This window comes from Nocardioides sp. DN36, from assembly GCF_055380375.1.
Genome location: NZ_AP043823.1, coordinates 337,328 through 357,661, shown reverse-complemented (window position 1 = coordinate 357,661; position 20,334 = coordinate 337,328). Strand labels below are relative to the sequence as shown.

24 protein-coding genes, 1 tRNA gene and 1 riboswitch are annotated in these 20,334 nt (G+C 71.8%); of the genes, 6 read left to right on the top strand and 19 right to left on the bottom strand.

Annotated elements, in window-relative coordinates; genetic code table 11:
* Nucleotides 1-22: 22 nt before the first annotated feature.
* A complete protein-coding gene (gene cbiE, locus ACZ43H_RS02625; protein WP_464587527.1) occupies nucleotides 23-1,234 on the top strand; it encodes a precorrin-6y C5,15-methyltransferase (decarboxylating) subunit CbiE in 1,212 nt (403 codons plus the stop codon).
* On the opposite strand, the gene bluB is transcribed toward cbiE, so the two are convergent.
* The 6 genes from bluB to ACZ43H_RS02595 all read right to left on the bottom strand — a co-directional run bounded on the left by bluB (nucleotide 1,209) and on the right by ACZ43H_RS02595 (nucleotide 6,359).
* Nucleotides 1,209-1,850: a 5,6-dimethylbenzimidazole synthase gene (gene bluB, locus ACZ43H_RS02620; protein ID WP_179662864.1), complete on the bottom strand. Its 642-nt coding sequence runs from the start codon at nucleotides 1,848-1,850 to the stop codon at nucleotides 1,209-1,211. The genes cbiE and bluB overlap by 26 nt on opposite strands.
* Nucleotides 1,850-2,623, bottom strand: a complete 774-nt coding sequence (gene cobM / locus ACZ43H_RS02615; RefSeq protein ID WP_464587525.1) for a precorrin-4 C(11)-methyltransferase — start codon at nucleotides 2,621-2,623, stop codon at nucleotides 1,850-1,852. The genes bluB and cobM overlap by 1 nt, the downstream gene beginning before the upstream one ends.
* Nucleotides 2,620-4,149 (bottom strand): precorrin-3B C(17)-methyltransferase, encoded by a 1,530-nt coding sequence (gene cobJ / locus ACZ43H_RS02610; protein WP_464587523.1) that lies wholly within the window; start codon nucleotides 4,147-4,149, stop codon nucleotides 2,620-2,622. Before cobJ ends, cobM begins: the two co-directional genes overlap by 4 nt.
* Nucleotides 4,146-4,811: a precorrin-8X methylmutase gene (locus tag ACZ43H_RS02605; protein WP_179662861.1), complete on the bottom strand. Its 666-nt coding sequence runs from the start codon at nucleotides 4,809-4,811 to the stop codon at nucleotides 4,146-4,148. The genes cobJ and ACZ43H_RS02605 overlap by 4 nt, the downstream gene beginning before the upstream one ends.
* Entirely contained in the window at nucleotides 4,808-5,653 is an 846-nt protein-coding gene (locus ACZ43H_RS02600) for a nitrite reductase (protein ID WP_343051974.1), read from the bottom strand. Before ACZ43H_RS02600 ends, ACZ43H_RS02605 begins: the two co-directional genes overlap by 4 nt.
* Before the next feature lie 56 nt (nucleotides 5,654-5,709).
* Nucleotides 5,710-5,893, bottom strand: a riboswitch (cobalamin riboswitch).
* A 392-nt stretch (nucleotides 5,894-6,285) separates the two neighbouring features.
* Nucleotides 6,286-6,359 (bottom strand) — tRNA-Met (locus tag ACZ43H_RS02595).
* A 106-nt stretch (nucleotides 6,360-6,465) separates the two neighbouring features.
* Between ACZ43H_RS02595 and ACZ43H_RS02590 the strand changes: the two genes are divergently transcribed.
* Nucleotides 6,466-7,317, top strand: a complete 852-nt coding sequence (locus ACZ43H_RS02590) for a YhjD/YihY/BrkB family envelope integrity protein (protein ID WP_464587520.1) — start codon at nucleotides 6,466-6,468, stop codon at nucleotides 7,315-7,317.
* Between the two features lie 12 nt (nucleotides 7,318-7,329).
* On the opposite strand, the gene ACZ43H_RS02585 is transcribed toward ACZ43H_RS02590, so the two are convergent.
* From ACZ43H_RS02585 to ACZ43H_RS02565, 5 genes are read right to left on the bottom strand one after another with little or no spacing between them, the layout of a single operon-like run.
* Nucleotides 7,330-10,284, bottom strand: a complete 2,955-nt coding sequence (locus tag ACZ43H_RS02585) for a UPF0182 family membrane protein (protein WP_464587518.1) — start codon at nucleotides 10,282-10,284, stop codon at nucleotides 7,330-7,332.
* Nucleotides 10,281-10,934: a PPA1309 family protein gene (locus ACZ43H_RS02580; RefSeq protein ID WP_464587517.1), complete on the bottom strand. Its 654-nt coding sequence runs from the start codon at nucleotides 10,932-10,934 to the stop codon at nucleotides 10,281-10,283. The genes ACZ43H_RS02585 and ACZ43H_RS02580 overlap by 4 nt, the downstream gene beginning before the upstream one ends.
* On the bottom strand, nucleotides 10,931-11,983 hold the full coding sequence (locus ACZ43H_RS02575; RefSeq protein WP_464587516.1) for a YlbL family protein: 1,053 nt from the start codon (nucleotides 11,981-11,983) through the stop codon (nucleotides 10,931-10,933). The genes ACZ43H_RS02580 and ACZ43H_RS02575 overlap by 4 nt, the downstream gene beginning before the upstream one ends.
* A gap of 53 nt (nucleotides 11,984-12,036) precedes the next feature.
* The gene (locus ACZ43H_RS02570; protein WP_464587514.1) at nucleotides 12,037-12,306 is read right to left on the bottom strand and encodes a hypothetical protein; all 270 of its coding nucleotides are present in this window, start codon (nucleotides 12,304-12,306) and stop codon (nucleotides 12,037-12,039) included.
* 46 nt (nucleotides 12,307-12,352) lie between these two features.
* Nucleotides 12,353-12,820, bottom strand: coding sequence for a molybdenum cofactor biosynthesis protein MoaE (locus ACZ43H_RS02565; RefSeq protein WP_464587513.1), 468 nt, complete (start codon nucleotides 12,818-12,820; stop codon nucleotides 12,353-12,355).
* A gap of 67 nt (nucleotides 12,821-12,887) precedes the next feature.
* Here ACZ43H_RS02565 and ACZ43H_RS02560 point away from each other — a divergent pair, with 67 nt between their 5' ends.
* Nucleotides 12,888-14,240, top strand: coding sequence for a zinc-dependent metalloprotease (locus ACZ43H_RS02560; protein ID WP_464587511.1), 1,353 nt, complete (start codon nucleotides 12,888-12,890; stop codon nucleotides 14,238-14,240).
* Nucleotides 14,237-14,836 (top strand): NUDIX hydrolase, encoded by a 600-nt coding sequence (locus ACZ43H_RS02555; RefSeq protein ID WP_464587509.1) that lies wholly within the window; start codon nucleotides 14,237-14,239, stop codon nucleotides 14,834-14,836. The genes ACZ43H_RS02560 and ACZ43H_RS02555 overlap by 4 nt, the downstream gene beginning before the upstream one ends.
* Here ACZ43H_RS02555 and ACZ43H_RS02550 read toward each other — a convergent pair.
* The 3 genes from ACZ43H_RS02550 to ACZ43H_RS02540 all read right to left on the bottom strand — a co-directional run bounded on the left by ACZ43H_RS02550 (nucleotide 14,773) and on the right by ACZ43H_RS02540 (nucleotide 17,488).
* Nucleotides 14,773-15,300, bottom strand: coding sequence for a M48 metallopeptidase family protein (locus ACZ43H_RS02550; RefSeq protein WP_464587507.1), 528 nt, complete (start codon nucleotides 15,298-15,300; stop codon nucleotides 14,773-14,775). The two genes, ACZ43H_RS02555 and ACZ43H_RS02550, sit on opposite strands and share 64 nt — an antisense overlap.
* A gap of 10 nt (nucleotides 15,301-15,310) precedes the next feature.
* A complete protein-coding gene (locus ACZ43H_RS02545; RefSeq protein WP_464587506.1) occupies nucleotides 15,311-16,357 on the bottom strand; it encodes a PHP domain-containing protein in 1,047 nt (348 codons plus the stop codon).
* A gap of 336 nt (nucleotides 16,358-16,693) precedes the next feature.
* Nucleotides 16,694-17,488: an enoyl-CoA hydratase/isomerase family protein gene (locus ACZ43H_RS02540; protein ID WP_464587504.1), complete on the bottom strand. Its 795-nt coding sequence runs from the start codon at nucleotides 17,486-17,488 to the stop codon at nucleotides 16,694-16,696.
* Between the two features lie 192 nt (nucleotides 17,489-17,680).
* Here ACZ43H_RS02540 and ACZ43H_RS02535 point away from each other — a divergent pair, with 192 nt between their 5' ends.
* Both ACZ43H_RS02535 and ACZ43H_RS02530 read left to right on the top strand, forming a co-directional pair.
* Nucleotides 17,681-17,839 (top strand): DUF5679 domain-containing protein, encoded by a 159-nt coding sequence (locus ACZ43H_RS02535; protein ID WP_011754982.1) that lies wholly within the window; start codon nucleotides 17,681-17,683, stop codon nucleotides 17,837-17,839.
* Nucleotides 17,840-17,981: 142 nt separating this feature from the next.
* Nucleotides 17,982-18,905 (top strand): hypothetical protein, encoded by a 924-nt coding sequence (locus tag ACZ43H_RS02530; protein WP_464587502.1) that lies wholly within the window; start codon nucleotides 17,982-17,984, stop codon nucleotides 18,903-18,905.
* A gap of 28 nt (nucleotides 18,906-18,933) precedes the next feature.
* On the opposite strand, the gene ACZ43H_RS02525 is transcribed toward ACZ43H_RS02530, so the two are convergent.
* The 5 genes from ACZ43H_RS02525 to ACZ43H_RS02505 all read right to left on the bottom strand — a co-directional run bounded on the left by ACZ43H_RS02525 (nucleotide 18,934) and on the right by ACZ43H_RS02505 (nucleotide 20,331).
* Nucleotides 18,934-19,092, bottom strand: coding sequence for a hypothetical protein (locus ACZ43H_RS02525; protein WP_464587500.1), 159 nt, complete (start codon nucleotides 19,090-19,092; stop codon nucleotides 18,934-18,936).
* A 134-nt stretch (nucleotides 19,093-19,226) separates the two neighbouring features.
* The gene (locus ACZ43H_RS02520) at nucleotides 19,227-19,421 is read right to left on the bottom strand and encodes a hypothetical protein (RefSeq protein WP_464587499.1); all 195 of its coding nucleotides are present in this window, start codon (nucleotides 19,419-19,421) and stop codon (nucleotides 19,227-19,229) included.
* Nucleotides 19,422-19,472: 51 nt separating this feature from the next.
* On the bottom strand, nucleotides 19,473-19,685 hold the full coding sequence (locus ACZ43H_RS02515) for a hypothetical protein (RefSeq protein WP_464587497.1): 213 nt from the start codon (nucleotides 19,683-19,685) through the stop codon (nucleotides 19,473-19,475).
* Between the two features lie 11 nt (nucleotides 19,686-19,696).
* The gene (locus tag ACZ43H_RS02510) at nucleotides 19,697-20,023 is read right to left on the bottom strand and encodes a WhiB family transcriptional regulator (RefSeq protein WP_464587495.1); all 327 of its coding nucleotides are present in this window, start codon (nucleotides 20,021-20,023) and stop codon (nucleotides 19,697-19,699) included.
* 125 nt (nucleotides 20,024-20,148) lie between these two features.
* Nucleotides 20,149-20,331: a hypothetical protein gene (locus ACZ43H_RS02505; RefSeq protein ID WP_464587494.1), complete on the bottom strand. Its 183-nt coding sequence runs from the start codon at nucleotides 20,329-20,331 to the stop codon at nucleotides 20,149-20,151.
* Nucleotides 20,332-20,334: the final 3 nt, after the last annotated feature.

Genomic DNA, 20,334 nt, shown 5'->3' with positions numbered 1-20,334 from the left:
GCTCACGATAGCGTCTGCTCGCGTGATCACTGTGGTGGGTATCGGCGCCGACGGCTGGGACGGTGTGTCGGAGGTCGGCCGGGCCTGGGTCGAGCGAGCCCGCGTGGTGCTCGGTGGGCGCCGGCACCTCGACCTCCTGCCCGACGTGCCGGGGCAGCGCCGCGAGCCCTGGCCCTCTCCGCTGCGTGACCGGTTGCCGGCGCTGCTCACGTCCCTGGCGGACGAGGCGGCAGGCGGGCATGTCGTCGCCCTGGCGTCCGGCGACCCGCTGGTGTCGGGGATCGCCACGACCTTCATGCACCTGCTCGGGCCTGACGAGGTGACCGTCGTCCCGGGGATCTCCTCAGTCGCCCTCGCACGGGCGGCGATGCGCTGGTCGGCGGAGAGCCATGCGGTCGTGAGCGTGGTGGGTCGCGACGTCGCGCTGGTGCGCCGCGAGCTCGCCCCTGGCCGTCGGATCCTGGTCCTCTCGTCCGATGAACACACGCCGAGGGATGTGGCGGCGCTGCTGGTCGCGGAGGGGTACGGCGACAGTGAGCTCACCGTCCTCGGCGACCTGGGCGGACGCGAGCAGAGCTCTTTCCTGTTCGACAAGGCCGTCATCCTCACCGGCAAGGAGTTCGACCTCCCTCGGCTCAACGTCGTCGCGATTGACTGCGTCGGCCCGAGCCTCGGCGGCTGGGTCGCCGGTCTGCCCGACGACGCCTTCGAGCACGACGGCCAGCTCACCAAGCGCGACCTGCGCGCCAGCGCTCTCGCCCGGCTCTCCCCGACCCCGGGCGAGCACCTGTGGGATGTCGGCGCCGGAGCCGGCTCGGTCGGGATCGAGTGGATGCGCGCCCACCCGTCCTGCACGACGACGGCGGTCGAGGCGGACGCCGACCGTGCTGCGCGGATCAGCCGCAACGCCACGAGTCTCGGTGTGCCGGGGCTTGAGGTCGTGCACGGACGGGCCCCCGGCGCGCTCGCCGGGCTCCGCCCGCCGGACGCCATCTTCGTCGGCGGCGGCGCCACCCGCGACGGGGTGATCGACGCCTGCCTGACGGCGCTGCGACGGGCCGGCCGGCTGGTCGTGCACGGCGTGACGCTCGAGACCGAGATGCTGCTCGGTCGGCTCTACCGGAAGCACGGCGGCGAGCTGACCCGAGTCTCGGTCGAGACCAGTGCACCGGTCGGCGCCTTCACCGGGTGGACCCCGGCCCGTACCGTCACGCAGTGGGCACTGACGCGCTGACGCCGTACCTCTCCTCATGCAGGACGCTCGCCAACGGCGAGCGGTGCCGCCAGCCGTAGCGCTCCAGGTCAGGCACGTCCGGTAGCTCCGAGACGGCGCCGACGCAGAGCCACGCCACCGGCCGTACGTGCTCCGGCATGCCGACGAGGTCGCGCAGGAACTCCTCGCGGTAGAAACTGACCCACCCCACCCCGAGGCCCTCGGCGGTCGCGGCGAGCCAGAGGTTCTGGATGGCGCAGACCACCGAGTAGAGCCCGGCGTCGGCGATGGCATGCCGCCCGAGCACCCTCGGCCCGCCGCGGGTCGGGTCGTAGCCGACCACGATCCCGAGCCGCGACTCGCGGATCCCTTCGACCTTGATCCGCGAGAACGTCTCGGCGCGCTCACCGCTGAGCGTCGCCGCGAACGTGTCCCGCTCGAGCGCGACGTGGTCGGCGAAAGCGCTGAGCGCGTCCGGCGAGCGGACCAGCACGAAGTCCCACGGTTGGCTCATCCCGACACTCGGTGCACAGTGAGCCGCCGACAGCAGCCGCTCCAGCACCTCGGCGGCCAACGGCTCACCTGTGAATTCTCGGCGAGTGTCACGACGACGGTTGATGACGTCGTAGAGCTCCATCAGAGCCCCCGATCGCCGCGTCGCTTCGAGCTCCGGTCGCGGGCCGCGTCGTAGAGATAAGACTCGCCGCCCTCGCGGGCCAGCGCCCAGCCGACCAGGATCACGGCCGCCTGGCGCAGCCCTGCCGCCTCCACCACCTCCGAGATGGTCGCCACCGTGCCACGCAGCACCTGCTCCCCGGGCTGGCTGGCGCGGTAGACGACGGCCACCGGGCAGTCCTCGCCGTACTCCGGTTCGACCTCGGCCATCAGCGCCCGCACTCGCGTGATCGCCAGATGCAGCACGAGCGTCGAGCGGGTCGCAGCGAACGCCGCCAGCGACTCGGACTCCGGCATCGCGGTAGAGCGGGCCTGGGTGCGGGTCAGCACCACCGACTGCGCCACCAGCGGCACCGTCAGCTCGCTCCCGACCAGCGCAGCAGCGGCAGCATAGGCGGGCACCCCGGGCGTCACCGACCAGGCAACCCCGGCAGCATCGAGCCGGCGGGTCTGCTCGTGCAGCGCGGAATAGAGAGACGGGTCGCCGGACGTCAATCGCACCACCGTCTGCCCCGCGCCAGCTGCGCCGACCATCCACGCGACCATCGTGTCGAGGTCGAGGTCTTGGGTGTCGACGAGCTCTGCGCTCGGGCCGACGTGGGCGAGCACGTCGGGATCGAGGTAGGTGCCGGGATAGAGCACCAGGTCCGCCTGCGCCAGCAGGTGCGTCGCGCGCACGGTCAGCAGGTCGGCCGCGCCCGGTCCGGCGCCGACGAAGTGGACGGCAGCACTCACCGCACGTACCTCGGCGTCCACACGCCGGCGCGGCTCACCCGCGTGCTCTCGGCACCCACGATCAGCAGGCACTTCATGTCGATCGTCTCCGGGTCCAGGTCGGCCAGCGTCGTGACTGTCAGCGACTCCTCGTCGCGCCCGATGTCGCGCCCGACGATGACGACGGTCTCTGGCTTGCGGTGTTCCAGCAGGACACGGTGGGCGGTGGCTATCTGCTCGGTCCGGGAGCGGGAGGCCGGGTTGTAGATCGCTAGCACGAGGTCGGCGTCGGCGATGGCGCGGAGGCGCCGTTCCACGACCTCCCACGGCTTGAGCCTGTCGGAGAGCGAGACGACGGCGAAGTCTGCCCCGATGGGCGCACCGGCACGGGCGGCCACCGCCTGCACGGCGCTGACCCCTGGCAGCACCCGGATCGGCACGCCCGCGTACGCCGGGTCCTCGGCCGCCTCGAAGACGGCTGCTGCCATCCCGAAGACGCCAGCGTCGCCGCCTGAGACGACCGCGACCCTCTCCCCCGCTTTGGCCAGGTCGAGCGCGACACGAGCCCGGTCGACCTCGACGGTGTTGCCCGACGCGTGGCGGGTCAGTCCGGCACGCGGCGGGACGCGAGCCACGTACGGGGCGTAGCCGACCACGTGGTCGACCTCGCCCAACGCCGCCGAGGCTTCTGGCGTGAGCCAGTGGTCGGGGCCGGGACCGAGGCCGACGACCAGGAGTTCAGCGGTCCGCCCGTCGTGTGTCGCGGCGGATCCACTGGGCTCCGCGTCGCGAGCGCGCAGCCGGTCAGCGGTCGGCCGGTTGGCCGTGTCGCCGGGGACGACGATCAGGGAGAAGTAGGGCACGGAGTCCGGGTCGACCTCGGCGACGGGCAGCCAACGCTCCTCGGACTGCGACGCCCGCTCGACGTACCAAGCGCCCTCGAGCCGCCCGGCCTGCGCCAGCGCTGAGCGCACGGCCGGAAACGTCCGGCCGAGCTTCATGATGACGGCGGCTTCCGTGTCCGCCAGCCGTCTCGCAAGCTCCGGCTCGGGCAGGGTTCCGGGGAGGACGGTCAGGACGTCTGTCTGTCGAACCAGCGGGCCAGAGCTACCAGAGATCGCCGCTGTCGCCGCCGCGAAGGCGGGCACGCCCGGCACCACCTCGGTCGGGTAGATCTCCTTGAACCGGTCGTGGAGGTACATCGACGAGCCGTAGAAGAGGGGATCGCCCTCCGAGAGCAGAACCACGTCGCGACCGGCGTCGAGGTGATCCGAGAGCCGCACCGCGCAGGACTCGTAGAAGTCGGCCATCGCCCCGACATACCCACCGGGGTGGTCCGTGGTGCCGGTGGTGACCGGGTAGCGCAGCTCCTCCTCGATGGCGTCGGCCGGAATGACGCCGTCGGCGATGCGGCGTGCGTGGGACTTCTTCTTCACGCCAGCGTGGTACGCGACGACGTCGGACGCGCCGATGATCCGAGCGGCTCTCAGCGTCATGAGCTCCGGGTCGCCGGGGCCGATGCCGACAACCGTGAAACGGCCGGTCATTCTGCCTCCTGCGCGAGAGCGTTGAGTGCTGACGAGGTCATCGCCGATCCACCGCGACGGCCGCGGACGGTCGCGTAGGGGATGTCGATGCCGTGCTCGGCGTGGAGGTCCACGAGAGCCTGCTTGGACTCGGCAGCACCGATGAAGCCGACCGGGCAGCCCACGATCGCCGCGGGTCGTGGGCCCCCGTCGAGAATCATCTCCAGTAGGTGGAACAGTGCAGTCGGAGCGTTGCCGATGGCGACAACGGCACCGTCTAGTCGCGGCCTCCACAGTGAGACGGCGGCGGCGGTACGGGTGGTACGCCACTCGCGGGCCAGCCCGGGCACCCGCGGGTCGTTGAGCAGGCAGACGACGTCGTTGTCCTTCGGCAGTCGGCTCCGGGTGACGCCGGTCGCGACCATGGTCGCATCGCACAGGATCGGCGCGCCCGACTCCAGCGCGGCCCGGGCAGTCGACACCATCTGCGGATGCACGATCAAGTCATCAGCGAGGTCGACCTGCCCGCTGCCGTGGATCATGCGGACGGCGAGCTTCTCGGCATCGGCCGGCACGGCCCGCAGGTCGGCCTCTCGCCGGATGGTGGCGAAGGAGTCGACATAGATGGCGGGTCCGGAGTCGACGTACTCGTAGTGGCGCGTTGGCCTGCGCAGGTTGGTCATCTGCTCTCCTCGGGAATGAGCACGCCACGCCACGGTGTGACAATCACGTGATCAACTGCTGCGGTCAGGTCTTCGATGACCTGTTGGTCGAGACCGGTCTCGGAAACCTCGACATGACGCCCACCGGGCACTGCCCCGAATGGCAACGGTTCCGCCGGGTCAGGGAGGCCTGGATCGGACGCTCTCTGTACGGCGAGGGCCTCGGCCAGCTCCGACACGTGCCAGGCCGCTCCCGGCCCGCGCCCTCGGCGTACGACGAACTCATGCGCCAGCTCCGCGATCCGCCCTGCCGCCTCCGCGAGCTCCACGGTCGCCCCCCACCCGGTCCCGATCCGTAGCTGAGCCCAGGTCGAGTCCAGCGCGACCAGCCCCAGGTCGCAGCTGCGAGCCAGTAGATCGCCGCGTCCGTCGTCGAGCACGAACAGGAACCGGCCCGACAGGGCCGCGAGATCCGGGTCAGCGCACAACCGGTCGTCCAGCTCACGTGCAACCGCTCGGAGGTCGGCGCGACCCCCGGCCAAACCGGTTTGCGGCGACACCATCACATTGCGGACCAGTTCATGGGTCCTGCTCGGCAGGAGGCCCGTTCGCTCGAGGGCGGCGAGCGCCTCGGATGACAACCGGCCTTCGAAGCCGGGGAAGGCGCGCACCTGAAGATTCGCCCGCGACGTCGTGTGCACGCGTCCGTCGCCGTACTCCTCAGCGACCTCGACGAGCGACCTCAGCGCTCTCGCGGGAACCCTGCCCCCGATCAGCCGAAGCCGTACGAGAAGGCCGTCCGCAGCCCGCCACGGCCGGAGGGCGCCAGGACACCGGTCGGCGCGAGTGCGGGAGGCTGACACTGCCAGGACCTATCTGGTCAGGGACCCTGTCGCGGAGTCCACGTACGACCTGGCGACGGTTGTCACCAGTGCCAGCAGGTCTTCGGACTCGGGATCAACCGGTGCGAGGCACCTTCCCAGAGCATCGCTCCAGTGGCGTGTTGCCTCGCCCGTCACCCTCACCGCTGCGCGTCAGTCCCGGAATCTCACCGGGTTCCCTGACTCCACGAGTGGAGTACGACTGGCGCCCACACACTAGCGCCTCCCACTCACGCGACCGATAGGGCGAACCCGCGGAGACCTCCGCCCCGCTTGCTGCAGGGCTGTCAGTGTGCGGATCGGCCATCGCCGGGACCGCTCTGACCAGGCAATGGAAGAGGTTGGAAGACAACGAGAGCCAACGAGAACTACGACATCTGATCCCGCGCGGGCTAAGTCCGCCGCGCCTCCAACGGCCCGGGACATCGGCGCCATTCCGGTCACGCCTCGGTTCGCTGGCTATGGACCGCGTCGTCACTCGGGCCCCGTCGGGCCGCGCCTCGCTTCGCGACCAACGGGGTTTCTGGGTCACGAAAGCGCGACACAAGCCGTAATGGTTCAAATGACCAGTGGCCCGTGACCTGCGTTTCCGCAGGTCACGGGCCAGTTTTCAGTAGCGGGGGCAGGATTTGAACCTGCGACCTCTGGGTTATGAGCCCAGCGAGCTACCGAGCTGCTCCACCCCGCGTCGGTGAACACAACAGTACGGGACGGGTGCGGGAGCGCCAAATCGGGGTCCCCTCACCCGCGCAGGACGAAGGCGGGCAGCCCCGACGCACCTAGCGTGGGAGCCCATGAAGGGTCTCGCCGAGTGGCGCGCGGACCCGCGCCTTCGCCAGCTCGAGTCCACCCTGGAGTCCACGAGGGTGGGCCGGCTGGCGCTGGCGCTCTACCGGGGCAACCTGCGCGACCGGGCACTGAACCTGGCCGGCCAGGCGTTCATCGCACTCGTGCCCCTGCTGATCGTGTTGGCCACCATGGCCTCCAGCAGCGACTCGACCGCCGTCGGGACCTGGCTCATCGACCGGTTCGGGCTGGAGGGCGACGCTGCGGACGCCGTGCGTCAGCTGTTCACCCGACCGCCGGACGCCGGCGGAAGCACGTCGATCCTCGGCTTCCTGGTCCTGCTTGTGTCGCTCTCGAGCTTCGCCCGCTCGCTGCAGCGCAGCTACGAGACGGCCTGGGGCCTGCCCTCGCGCGCACCCCTGCGCAGCCTCTACGGGATGGCCGGTGCCATTCTCCTCGCCGCGACCGTGACGACCACCGCGTGGGTCAGCAGCCTCGTGGGCAGCGTGACGCCCGGTCGGTTCGGGACGCTCGCCGGCGAGCTGGCGGTCGGCGTCCTGGCGTGGTCGCTGGTCGGCTGGCTGCTGCTCAGTCGTCGGGCCCCCTGGAGCCTGCTGCTCCCCGGAGCTGCGGTGAGCGCGATCGGCCAGGCGCTGGCCGCCTGGGCAGGCGCCATCTGGCTCCCCGTGCTGCTGGAGAAGAACACCGAGCGATACGGCGTGATCGGCGTCGCGATCGCGATCGTCTCCTGGCTGGTCGTGCTCGCGTTCCTCGTCGTCGCCAGCGCAGTCGTCGGCGCCCACGTGGGCAGCTGGCTGGCGGGCCGGCAGCCGGTCATGCCGGCTGCCGACGACGCCTGAACCCCCCGAGCCTCAGCCGGTGGCCTTCTGCTGGTCCGCCAGCGCCACGGCCTGCGCGATGAGCTTGCGGGCCTGCTCGACCTTCTTGGCGTAGGTCACGGTGTCGCGGTTGTCCAGCGCGGTCTCCGCGTCCGCGAACGCCTGATCGGCACGGTCGAGCAGCGAGCGGATCTGGGCGCTCACCGAGGCCGGCGGCTGGTCGCCGCCCTGGTTGCCCTTGCCGCCGTTGCCACCACCGTTGTTCCCGCCGGAGGGCGGCGGGTTCCCGCCGTCGGTGACCCCGAGCGCGTCACCGAGCGCCTCGCCGAGGGTCCGGCCGATGCCGACCTCCCCGCCGTACGAGACCAGCACGAACTGCAGGATCGGGTAGCCCGACGTCGACCCGGCACGCACGGCGTACACCGGCTCGACGTAGATCAGCCCGTCGTCGACCGGGAGCGTCAGCAGGTTGCCGAAGATCGGCGGCGCGCCACCGAGCTGGTAGGGCTGCAGCTTCTCGCGGACGTCGTTGTTCGACGCGAAGTCGTTGGCGACCAGTCCCGGACCCTGCGTCTGCTGGTCGGCCAGCTGCAGCACCCGCATCTGACCGTAGGTCTTCGAGGTCGCGTCGGAGTCGACCGAGACGAACGCCGCCAGGTTGTTCTTGTTGTACGGCGTGAACACCGACGTCAGCGAGAACGTGCTCGAGGTGTCCCCCGACGCGGTCGGCTGGTCCACGAAGAGGCGGTACGGCGGCTGCAGGTTGCCCTTGGAGTTGGGGTCCTCGGGGACCGCCCACCGGTTGTTGGCCTGGTAGAAGTCGCTGGCGTTCGTGACGTGGTAGCGCGCGAACTGGTAGCGCTGCACCTTGAACAGGTCCTCGGGGTAGCGCAGGTGGTCCATCAGGTCCGCAGGGATCTCCGCCTTCGGCTTCACGGTCCCCGGGAAGGCCTTCTCCCACGCCTTCAGGATCGGGTCGCTCTCGTCCCACTCGTAGAGGGTGACGGTGCCGTCGTAGGCGTCCACGGTCGCCTTGACCGCGTTGCGCATGTAGTTGACCTCGTCGGTCGGCAGCGTCCGCAGCCCGGAGGAGTCCTGCAGCGAGTCGTCGATCATCGTCGTGAACGACTCACGCTCCGCCGAGGGGTAGCGGTCGGTGGCGGTGTAGCCGTCGAGGATCCACTGGATCCGTCCGTCGACCACGGCGGGGTACGGGTCGGAGTCGATGGTCAGCCACGGGGCGACCTTCTCGACCCGCTCGCGGGGGCTGCGGTTGTAGAGCACCTGGCTGTCGGCGTTGACCCGCCCGGAGAGCAGGAAGTTCGGCTCGCTGAACTTCACGGCGTACATCAGCTGGTTGAAGAAGTTCCCGATCGGGACACCTCCCTTGCCGGCGTACGTCGTGTAGCGGTCCGGGGCCTCGCCGTTCGACGTTGTCTCCCCCAGGTCGAGCTCCACGTCCTTGGCGTCGGCGGGCTTGCCGACGATCGAGTAGTCCGGGCTCGACTCCCCGAAGTACACCTGCGTCTGGTAGTCACCCAGCGCGTTCTGCGCCTGCGGCTCGTCGGACGTCGGCTGGCCCTCGGCCCACTGGATGCTCGTCGCCTCGGCGGAGTTGTCGGCCGGACGCTGGTTGGCGTACGCCGCGATGATGCCGTTGCCGTGCGTGTAGACCGTGTGCAGGTTCGACCAGTTCCGGTCCCCGTCGGGGATGCCGGCCTGGTCGAGCTCGCGCACGCCGAGCACCAGCGCGCGGTCGATGCCGTCGAGCTTGTAGCGATCGACGTCGAGCACGTCGGCCACCGAGTAGTAGGCACGGGCCTGCTGGTTCTGCTCGAACGTCTGGCGCACCAGCTGCGGGTCCACCAGCGGCGTCGAGGAGGTCGCGCGGCTCAACCCGGGCAGCTGCCCGGGAGACGCGGTCGGGTTGCTGGAGTAGGAGTCGACCTGGACGTCCTCGAGGTCGTAGGCCTGGCGGGTCGCGTCGATGTTCTTCTCGATGTACGGCGCTTCCTTGTCCGCCTCCGACGGCTTGACCTGGAACTGCTGGACGATCCCGGGCCAGATCAGGCCCAGCAGCACCGCCGAGAGGGCGAGCAGCGCCAGCCCGACCGAGGGCAACAGCCAGGTCCGTCGCCACACGTTGAGGAAGAACAGCACCGCGCAGATGACCGCGATGCCCATCAGGATGTTCTTGGCCGGCAGCACCGCGTGGTCGTCGGTGTAGGTCATGCCGGTGATCAGCCCGCCGGAGCGGGTGACCAGGTCGAAGCGGTCGAGGTAGTAGTCGGCGGCCTTGGCCAGCACGAACACCCCGAGCAGCACGGACAGCTGCGCCTGCGCCGCGCCGGAGAGCCGGTCGTGGGAGGTCTGCAGCCGGATGCCGCCGTACAGGTAGTGCACGATCGCGGCGGCGAGCAGCGCCACCACGGTGACCGCCATCGTGAAGTCGACCAGATAGTGCAGCCAGGGCAGGTCGAAGACGTAGAAGCCGATGTCCTTGCCGAAGTAGGCGTCGTTGTTGCCGAACGGCACGCCGTTGCGCCACAGCAGGTAGTTGCGCCACTGGCCGACCGCGGAGGAGCCGGCGAAGCTGCCGAGGACCAAGGAGACGCCCACCAGCAGCCAGGTGCGGATCGGGGTCACCGCGTCGCGGTAGCGGTCCAGGCCGGTCTGCTCCGGGGAGTTGGGCCGGAACATCGGCCGCAGCCGGTAGGCGAGGTAGACGTTGACGCCGACGACCGCCGCCATCAGCGCCCCGAAGACGAAGAAGAGGCCGGTCTTGGTCCAGAACAGCGTGCTGAAGACCTCGGAGTAGCCGCCGTTGCGGTACCACAACCGGTCGGTGTAGACGCCGGCGAACGTGGTCAGCCCGAAGAACGCGAGGATGACGACGACCGCGGTGATGATCAGCGCCCGCGAGCGCCGGGGGCGCTGCCGCGTCGGCGGCGGGGTGTCCCGCGGGTCGTCGTCGAACAGCTCGCTCATCGGGGCTCCTCCCCGTCGTCGTCGACCAGCGTCGAGCCCAGCAGCTCCAGCAGGGCCGGGACCAGGTCGGCACCGCCCACCACCGAGGCGGCGTCGTCGTGGGCGCGCAGCCGCAGCGCGCAGTACGTCGATCCCGCGCGGGTCGCGCCGGCCACGATCCGGACCTCCTGCCGGTCCGGGTGCTCGCGGGCGTACTCCTCGGCACCGGCCGGGTCCTCGGGGATCTGGGCGTCGGCGTCGGGGGGCAGCACCAGCCGCTCCACGACGGCCGCGCACCCGGCCACACCGGCCGGCCACACGATCGACTCCAGCACCGACTCGAGCGGTCGGTCGGGGGCGAGCTGGTCCTGCTCGACCGGCGTCAGCGAGCCCCGCGCGGACGAGGCGTCCAGGCCCATCGCCGCGGCCAGCGCGGGCTCGTGCTCGACCAGTGCCGCGGTCTCCACCAGGGCGTAGAGGCGGGCCGGCTGGTCCCACCCGCCCTCGGCGATGTGCGACTCGATCTCGAGGACCGCCGCGGCCAGCGCGGGGTCCACGTCGAGGTCGGCGGTGAGCTCGGGGCTCAGCTCGGGGCTGGTCTCCCCCGGGTCGGCCTCCCCCGGGCCGGCCTCACGCGGGTCGGCTTCAGGGCGGTGCTCCGGCTCGGTCACGAGTCCTCCTCGCAGGACGGCAGGTCAGCGTCGTGGTCGTCGTCCCAGGCCTGGAGGGCCGTGACGGCGTCGTGCATCGTGGTCGCCTTCACCAGGCGCATGTCGCCGTTCGGCGCGCCCAGGGCGTCCTTGCAGTTGTCGGGCGGGACGAAGAAGAGCTTCGCGCCGGCGTCCCGGGCGGCGACGATCTTCTGCTGGATGCCGCCGATCGGGCCCACCTTGCCGGTCCCGTCGACGGTGCCGGTGCCGGCGATCGTCTCGCCGTCGGTGAGCGAGCCCGGGGTGAGCGTGTCGTAGATGCCCAGCGAGAACATCAGCCCGGCGCTGGGGCCACCGATGGCGGGGTCGATGTTGACCGAGACCTTGAACGGGAACTCGTAGCCGGTGCCGAGCTGGATCCCGATGGTGGGCTTCCCGTCCTTCTCCTCCGGGGTCACCGTGACGCGGGTGTTCTTGCCGTCGCGGCGTACGACGACGTCCACGTCCTGGCCCGCCGGCACCCCCTGGACGGCCTTGACCACGTCGTCGGGCGAGGAGATCTTCTGGCCGTCCACGGAGACGAAGATGTCGCGCACCTGCAGCTTGCCGTCCGCGGGCGACCCGTCGAGCACGCTGAGCACCTCGGTGGCGGGCTTGACGTCGTAGCCCAGCTCGTCGAGGGCCACCGCCACCGCCGAGTCCTGCGAGGAGACCATCTCGACGGCGCCCTCGCGCCGGTTCTGCTCGGTCGTCGTGTCGGGGGCGTAGACCGCCTTGTAGGGGTAGACCGCGTCGTCGGGGCTGATCCAGTCGCGCATCAGCTCGGCGAGGGTGACCTTGGCAGGACGCGGCTGGGAGACGTAGACCGTGGTCATCCGCAGCTCGCCGTCGTCGCGGTAGACCTTGTGGCCCTGGACCTGGATGATCTCCTGGCCCTGGGTCTCGGCGAGCACGTCGACGGTCAGGCCGGGCTCGTAGGTGACGAAGGGCAGCGGCTCGGTCGCGGCCGCGACCCACAGCCCGATGAGCAGCGGAGCCGCGAGGAGGCCGGCGAGGGTGCGCTGCGTCATGGCCGTAGCCTCTCACCCACGGCCAACCGCGCCCGTCCCCCGGTCGGCACGCCTCAGGAGACGCGACGCCCGCGGGGCTCGCCCGGCGCCGGACGCGGCGCGCGCGAGGGCCGCACCGCGATGCCGGTGCTGCGGTCGCGAACCGGCGTGCGGGCGGAGTACGGCGTGGGCCGCTTCGGCTCGCGCTGCATCGCCTCGGCCAGCCGACGCACGGCCACGTCGCGATCGACCTCACCGCGCCCCTCGCGACCGAGCCAGCTCACCCAGAGCATCGCCACCACGGTGACGACGACCGGCGGCACCAGCCAGAACAGGATCTCCACCCGCTCAGGGTAGGTACTTCCACCGCCCGGACCGGGCCGACGCGCCCTACGGCGAGCCGACCCACTCCTCGCCGCCGTCGCCGAACCGCTGGTGCTTCCAGATCGGCACCTCCGCCTTGAGGGTGTCGATCAGGGCCCGCGAGGCGTCGAAAGCCTCGCCCCGGTGGGCGGCGGTGGTCGCGATGACGACGGCGATGTCGCCGATGGCCAGGGTGCCGGTGCGGTGCACGGCCGCGACGCCGTGCACGTCGTACTCCTCGGCGATCCGGTCGCACACCTCGCGCAGCTTCGCCTCGGCGGAGGGGTGCGCGGAGTAGTCGAGGCCGTCGACGTCCCGACCGCCGTCGTGGTCGCGGACCCGGCCGATGAACAGCGTCAGGCCCCCGCTGGCCTCGTCGTCGAGCGCGGCCACCACCTCGGCCACGTCGAGCGGCGTCTCCCGCAGCGCGACGAGCCGGACGACGGCGTCGGCGGCCGCCGAGCCGCCGGTGGATCCCACGGTTGAGTCGGTCACGGGCCCGACCCTAGGGCACGGCGCAGGCAGGCGGGACCGGCCTTCCGCCGCCGCGTACCGTTGCCCCATGAGCACGAACCCCGGCGAGACCCCCGACGAGCCCGAGGACAGCGGCCAGAACCCCTTCAAGGGCACGCCCTTCGAGCAGCTCTTCGGCGCAGGCCTCGGTGGCGCCCTGGGCGGCGGCCCCGGCCAGATGCCCGACCTGTCCGCGCTGTTCGGCCAGATCCAGTCGCTGATGCAGCCGTACGACGGCCCGCTCAACTGGAACGTCGCGCTGGACACCGCCCGCAAGCTGGCCGCCCAGACCCCCGACCCGACGCCGACCCAGAAGCAGAAGGACGCGGTGGCCGACGCCCTGCGCCTCGCCGACCACTGGCTCGACGACACCACCACCTTCCCCTCCGGTGTCACCTCGACCGCGGCCTGGAGCCGCGCCGAGTGGATCGTCGGCACCACCGAGGTGTGGAAGGTCCTCGTCGAGCCGATCGCCGAGGGCTCGGTCGCGGCGCTCGGCAGCGCCATCCCCGAGGAGGCCCGGGCGATGTCCGGGCCCGTGCTCGGCATCCTCGGCAAGGCCGTCGGCGCGATGCTCGCCTCCCAGATCGGCTCGGGCCTCGGCGGCCTGGCCGGCGAGGTGCTCAGCGTGTCCGACATCGGCCTGCCGCTCGCCCCGGCGGGCAGGGCCGCGCTGGTGCCCACCAACGTGGCGACCTTCGCCGAGGGGCTCGACGTCACCGAGGACGACGTGCTCCTCTACCTGGCCCTGCGCGAGGCCGCCCACCAGCGGCTCTTCGCCCACGTGCCGTGGCTGCGCGAGCACCTCATCGGCGCCGTCGCCGACTACGCCCGCGGGATCGAGATCAACGCCGAGGGCATCCAGAGCCGGGTCGAGGAGCAGATGCGCGGCATCGACCCGACCAACCCCGAGTCGATGCAGCAGCTCCTCGAGGGCGGTCTCTTCGACCTGCCCCAGTCCCCCGCCCAGACCGCCGCCCTCCAGCGCCTCGAGGTGACCCTCGCGCTGGTCGAGGGCTGGGTCGACGAGGTCGTCGGCCAGGCCACGCACGAGCGGATGCCGAGCGCGGGCAAGCTGCAGGAGGCCTTCCGCCGCCGGCGCGCCGCCGGCGGGCCGGCCGAGCAGACGTTCGCCACCCTGGTCGGCCTCGAGCTGCGGCCCCGTCGGCTGCGCGACGCCTCCACGCTGTGGGGCTCGCTGCGGACCCGTCAGGGCATCGAGGCACGCGACGGCGTGTGGATGCACCCCGACCTGCTGCCGACGGCCGCCGACCTCGACGACCCGCTCGGCTTCCGCGAGGACGCCACCGCCCCCGAGGAGCTCAGCGACGACGACTTCGACGCCGCGCTGCGCGACCTGCTCGACGGCGGCGACGGGTCCGGCGAGGCCCCGAAGGAGTGAGCCTCCACGCCGACGCCCTGGCCGTGCTCGAGGCCTGGGCGGCACCCTCGCCCGCCCAGGAGGCGCTGCGCGAGCGGTACGCCGCCCACCTGCGTGCGCACCCCGACGGGATGACCCGCGCCTGCCGGCCCGACCACCTGACCGCCAGCACCGTGGTGCTCGACGAGGACGCCACCCACGTGCTGCTCACGCTGCACGCCAAGGCCCGGCGCTGGTTCCAGCTCGGCGGCCACTGCGAGCCCGGGGACCGGACCCTCGCCGGCGCCGCCGCACGCGAGGCGCGGGAGGAGTCCGGGCTCCCCGGCCTCGTGGTGGACCCCGTCCCGGTCCAGCTCAGCGAGCACGAGGTGCCCTTCTGCGGCCCCACCGGCGACGTCCACCACCTCGACGTACGCTTCCTGGCCGTCGTGCCGGCGGACGGCCGGCACGCGGTGAGCGAGGAGTCCCTCGACGTGCGCTGGTGGCCGGTCGACTCGCTCCCCGACCCCGAGCCGGAGCTCGTGGAGCTGGTCGCCCTGGCGCGGGCCCGGGCTCAGTCGGCGTCGCCGCTGGGCGGCGGGTCCAGCTTCGCGGCGGCCGACCAGCCCAGCAGGTAGCCCTTGGCCCGCTCGGCCTGCGGGTAGCGGTCCACCCAGGACCAGAACCGGTCGTCGTGGCCGGACTCCAGCAGGTGGGCGAGCTCGTGCACGAGCACGTAGTCGATCACCCACGACGGCATCCCCCGCAACCGCGCGGAGAGCCGGATCGTCCGGTCGCCGGGGGTGCAGGAGCCCCACCGGGACCTCTGGTTCTCCACCCAGCGCACCGACTCCGGCGTCGCGAGCCCCCCGAGGTAGCGGTCGCTCAGCGCGAGCGCCCGCTGCATCAGGCCGTCGTCGGAGGGCGAGCGGCGCTGCTCGGACCGCTCCAGCCTGGCCAGCATCGTCTGCACCCACTCCGCCTCCTCGGCGCGGCTGAGCGAGGCCGGGATCATCACGACGATGCGGTCACCGTCGCGGTAGGCGGAGACGGTACGACGACGCCGCTTGCTGCGGCGCACCTCCACCTCCGGCTGTCCCATGGTGCGAAACCTAGCCGTTCGCCCAGGCCAGGAGGCGTTCCTGCGGCCAGGTGTTGACGATGCGATCCGGGTCGATCCCCGCCTGCTCGGCGCGCTCGCAGCCGTAGCCGAGGAAGTCGAGCTGACCGGGTGCGTGGGCGTCGCTGTCGATCGAGAACAGGCAGCCGGTGTCCCGGGCCAGCTCGAGCAGCTTCGTCGGTGGGTCCCGCCGCTCGGGCCTGGAGTTGATCTCGACCGCGACGTCGTGCTCGGCGCAGGCCTCGAAGACCGCCTTCGCGTCGAACTGCGACCCCGGCCGGGTGCCTCGGTTCCCGGTCACCAGGCGGCCGGTGCAGTGGCCCAGGACGTTCATCCGGGGGTTGCGGATCGCGCCGATCATCCGGCGCGTCATCGCCGCGGGCTCCATCTTCAGCTTGGAATGCACGCTGGCGACCCGCACGTCGAGGCGACCGAGCATCTCGTCGGTCTGGTCGAGGCCCCCGTCGTCGAGGATGTCGACCTCGATGCCCTTGAGCAGGGTGAACCCGGAGCCCGCGAGGTGCTCGTTGACCGCGTCGACGACCGCCAGCTGCCGGGTGAGCCGCTCGGCGCTGAGGCCGTGCGCGACGGTGAGCCGCGGCGAGTGGTCGGTGAGCACGAGGTAGTCGTGGCCCAGCTCGATCGCGGTGAACGCCATCTCCTCGATCGGCGAGCCCCCGTCCGACCAGTCCGAGTGCGAGTGCAGGTCACCGCGCAGCGCCGCCCGCAGCTCCAGCCCGCCCGCGGCGACCGGCCCGGCGTGCTCCTCCTCGAGGCGGGCCAGCCGCTCCGGCAGCACCCCCTGGACCGCGTCGGCGATCACCTTCGCCGAGCTCGCACCCACGCCCGGCAGGTCGGTGAGCGTCCCCGCGTCCACCGCCGCCCGGACGTCGTCGTCGGACATCGGCAGGATCGCCGCCGCCGCGCCCCGGAACGCCTTGACCTTGTAGGTGTCCTCGCGGCCCCGCTCGAGCAGGAACGCGATCCGGCGCAGCGCGGCCACCGGCCCCGCGTCGTACGACCCCCGTCGCTGCGACACGCCGTGCACCTCCGAACTTTCTTCTCTCCACAGCCGGTGGACGACATCACCGCTGGTCAGCGCAGCGTACGACGTCCGCCCGGGCGTGTCCTCCACAGGCTGGTCCCAGGACGAAAGTCCCGTTCTCCACCGGTCGCCCTGCGTGTCCCACAGGGTTGTCCACACGTTGTCCACAGGCTGTGGTCAGCGGGCGTTGACCGGGCCACGCCCCGCCTCCTAGCGTTGCCCGCAGATGAGGCCCCCGGCCCGTCGACCGACACTCGCAAGGGGAAGGCAAGTGTCGCGAGGCGGGCAGGGGGCCCTTCTGCATGTCGGGGCGGGCAGGGGCGCCGGCGCTCAGACCCCCCGGAACACCGGGGCCCGCCGCTCGCGGGCGGCGCGGATGCCCTCCTGCAGGTCCTCGGTGGCCAGCGTGACCGGCTGCGCCATGGCCTCCCACTGCAGGCAGCTCTCGATGTCGGCGTGGCCCCCGTCGGCCAGGGCGAGCTTGGTCAGCCGGCTCGCGATCGGGGCCGTCGCCGCGATCCCCCCGGCGACCTCCAGGACCTCCTCGTGGAAGGCCGCCGGGTCCAGGACCCGGGACACCAGCCCGATCCGCAGCGCCTCCTCGGCGTCGACCACCCGGCCGGTGAGCAGCAGGTCCTTGGCGTGCGCCTCGCCCACGACGTGCGGCAGCAGCCAGGTCCCGGCCATGCCCGGGTGCATCCCCAGCTTCACGAACGGTGCGCCGAGCTTCGCGCCGGCGGCGGCGTACCGCAGGTCGCAGGCCAGCGCCATGCAGAGACCGGCGCCGATGGCGGGGCCGTTGACCGCGGCGATCGTCGGCACCTCCAGCTTCCGGATCGAGAGCCATGCCCGGTAGAACGCGAGCATCCGGCTGCGCAGGTGGTCCACCGAGGCGTCGGGCTCGCTCGCGATCCAGGAGGTGTCACCGCCGGAGCAGAACGCCGAGCCCTCGCCGGTCACGACGACCACCCGCACCGACGCGTCCGCGGCCAGCTCGTCGACGGCCGCGACCCACGAGGCGGTCATCTCCTCCGACATCGCGTTGCGCTGGTCGGGGTTGTCCAGGGTGAGCACGGCGACGCCGACGCGGGGGCGGTCGAGGCGCAGGTGGGTGAGTTCAGGCATGGGCACAAACTAGTGAGCGTGGACCACGGCTGCCGTGACCCGGTTCACGCTGAACGGTGCGCCTGCTACGCCTGAGCGCAGGCGTGTCGTAGGGTCGAGGCGGTTCGACGGCACCCGCTGTCGGGCTCCGACGGGCTTCCCTCGTGTTACCCCGTCGCGACGACCGAAGAATACAAAGGCAAGGAGGCCGTCATGGCGGAGACCTGGAGCGGCGAGTTCTACTGCGTGAAGTGCAAGGAGAAGCGCGAGGCCGAGGGCGAGGTCAAGGTCAACGACAAGGGCACCCGCATGGCCAAGGCCGTGTGCCCCGTCTGCGGTACCAACCTCAACCGCATCCTCGGCAAGGCCTGATCCTCACCGATCAGCCCCCAGAGCTCGTACGGCGGCGTCGCCCGGTCTGTGGACCGGGGCGGCGCCGCCGTCGTGTTGCGTCCTGCGGAACCCTGTGGACGACGCCCCGGACCGGGACCGCCGTCGTGCCAACCTGCCGGGCATGCCCGGTGACCACCTCCACGACCCAGGAGTGACGGGGCCGGTCCCGGCTCCGCCTCTCCCCCGACGACCCGCGCTGCGGCCCGGCCTGCACGTCGTCCGCCGCGACGACCGGCACCTGCAGGTCGGGATCGACCCGCCCCACGTCCTGGTGCTGCCCGACGAGCCGCTCACCCGGCGGCTCCTCGAGGAGCTGCGCACCGGCGTCACCCCGGACCTGGGCTCCCCCCTGGCGCGGCGCCTGGTCGGCGAGCTGGCCGCGCGCGGCCTGGTGGTGGACGGTGCGGTCCGCGACGCCACCCTCGGCTCGGCCGAGGACCGGGGCGCGGCGGCCGCAGCCTTCGCGCAGTTCGGTGACGACGCCCCCAGACGCCTCGCCGACCGCGAGCGGGCCCGGGTCCGGGTCGACGCCGCACCCGACACCGAGCAGGCGGCCACCCGGCTGCTGCGGTCCTCGGGCGTCGGCCTCGACGCGGGCGGCGACGACCCGACGGCGGTGCTGGTGGTCGGCGACGAGGCCCTGCCGCGCGCCCGGGTCGACCCGCTCGTGCGCGCCGGGCTCCCCCACCTCGTGGTCGCCCCCGCCGCCGGCGGTCTGGTGGTGGGTCCGTTCGTCGTCCCGGGCGTGACCGCCTGCCAGCGCTGCGTCGACGCGGCTCGGGCGGAGGCCGACCCCCGCCGGCCGGTGCTGCTCGAGCAGTGCCACCGCGGCTCCGTGGCCGCGGGCCCACCGCCACGCGACCCGGCCCTGCACGCGGTCGCGCTGGGCCTGGCCGTCCGCGACCTCGTGTCCTTCGTCGACGGGGACCGCCCCGCGACCTGGTCGGCGACCGTGACGGTCGGCCCCGACCTCACGCTGGCGCGCCGTGAGTGGCGCCGGCACCTGCACTGCGGGTGCGCCTGGGACGAGCTGCTGGCCGTCTAGGGACGAGCCCTGGGTCCGGACGCCGCCCTCACCAGAACTCGCTGTCGAGCTTGCCCTCCATGGCGCGCAGGTTCGCCCGGGAGCAGGTGTCGCAGAAGACCCGCTTGCGACCGTTCTCGACCGCGGTCGTCCACGTCAGCGTCTTCGCCTCGTCGGTCTCCTGGCGTCCGCAGAAGTCACAGGTCATCACCCCCGACAGGCTACGCCCGCACCCGCGACTGGGCCCGGGCCTGGACGCGGCAGGAGCCGGCACGACGGGCGTCGTGCCGGCTCCTGCTCTTCACCCGCGATCAGGTGTTCCCGGCGGAGGTGCCGGGGGTGTCACAGTGCGCGTGCGAGGGCGAGACGTGCCTGCTGCGCGGCCTGCTCGGCCTTGCGGCTCAAGCGTCGGGCTCGGGCCACGTTGTGGCCCAGTCGCTGCTGCTGCGCCTCTCCCAGGCGCGCGGACATTTGCGCGCGGGCCAGGTTCTCGTGCATGAGATTCATGGTCTTGCTCCGCTTCCGGTAGGTCTTCATGGTGGTGTCGGTTGGCCTTCTAGGTCAGGGCGGCCGATCGGCCGCGTTTGCTCAGAGCGTGCCGGCGATGGCGTTGCGTGCCTGCTGCGCGGCCCTCTCGGCCGTGCGGGTCAGACGGTGGGCACGGGCCAGCCGGTGGCCGTGCCGCAGGTTCTGCGCCTCTCCCAGGCGCGCGGCCATCTGTGCTCGAGCCAGGTCTTCGTGCATGAGATTCATGGTGGTGCTCCGGTTCGGGTTCGTGTTCATGGATGTGTCGGCTTTCATGCGGGAGGCGCCTAGGCGGCGACCTCGTTCTTGCGGGGCCTGCCGCGCGGACGCTTGCGCGGGATCACCACTCCCTGGAGGAAGAGCTCGCCGCCCCAGACTCCCCAGGGCTCGCGGCGCTCGAGGGCGCCGTCGAGGCAGAGTGCCTGGACCGGGCAGCCCTGGCACAGCACCTTGGCGTGCTCCACGTCGGCGGGAGACTCGGCGAACCACAGCTCCGGGTTGTTGGCCCGGCACGGCAGCAGCTCGTCGTCCACCTGCCCGGCCTGGTCGTGCAGGAGCCCCAGGCTGGGCGCCTCGGCAGTCCCATCGGTGCGGTCGAGAACGCTGATGGTCATGTTTCACCTCCTTCTTCTGACCTGATCGCTCTGGTGTTGCTGGAAACAGGTGGGCCCGAGAAACAGAAAGGCCGCGGATCCCGGTGAGGGTTCCGCGGCCTGGAGGCTGCCGATGCTGTTGGTTCTCAACAGTTCGGTGGTCTCCAGGCAGAGGTCCCCGGGAAGTAGCCCTGGACGAGGCCCGTGCCGATACCGACGACGGCCTTGCGGTCGCGCACGGCAGCAGTGGCAGAGGCGGCCAGGGCGCACGAAGGCATGACGAAGGTCGACGGGATCTGAGCCGTCGCGTTGGTCATGGTGCTGATCATCTG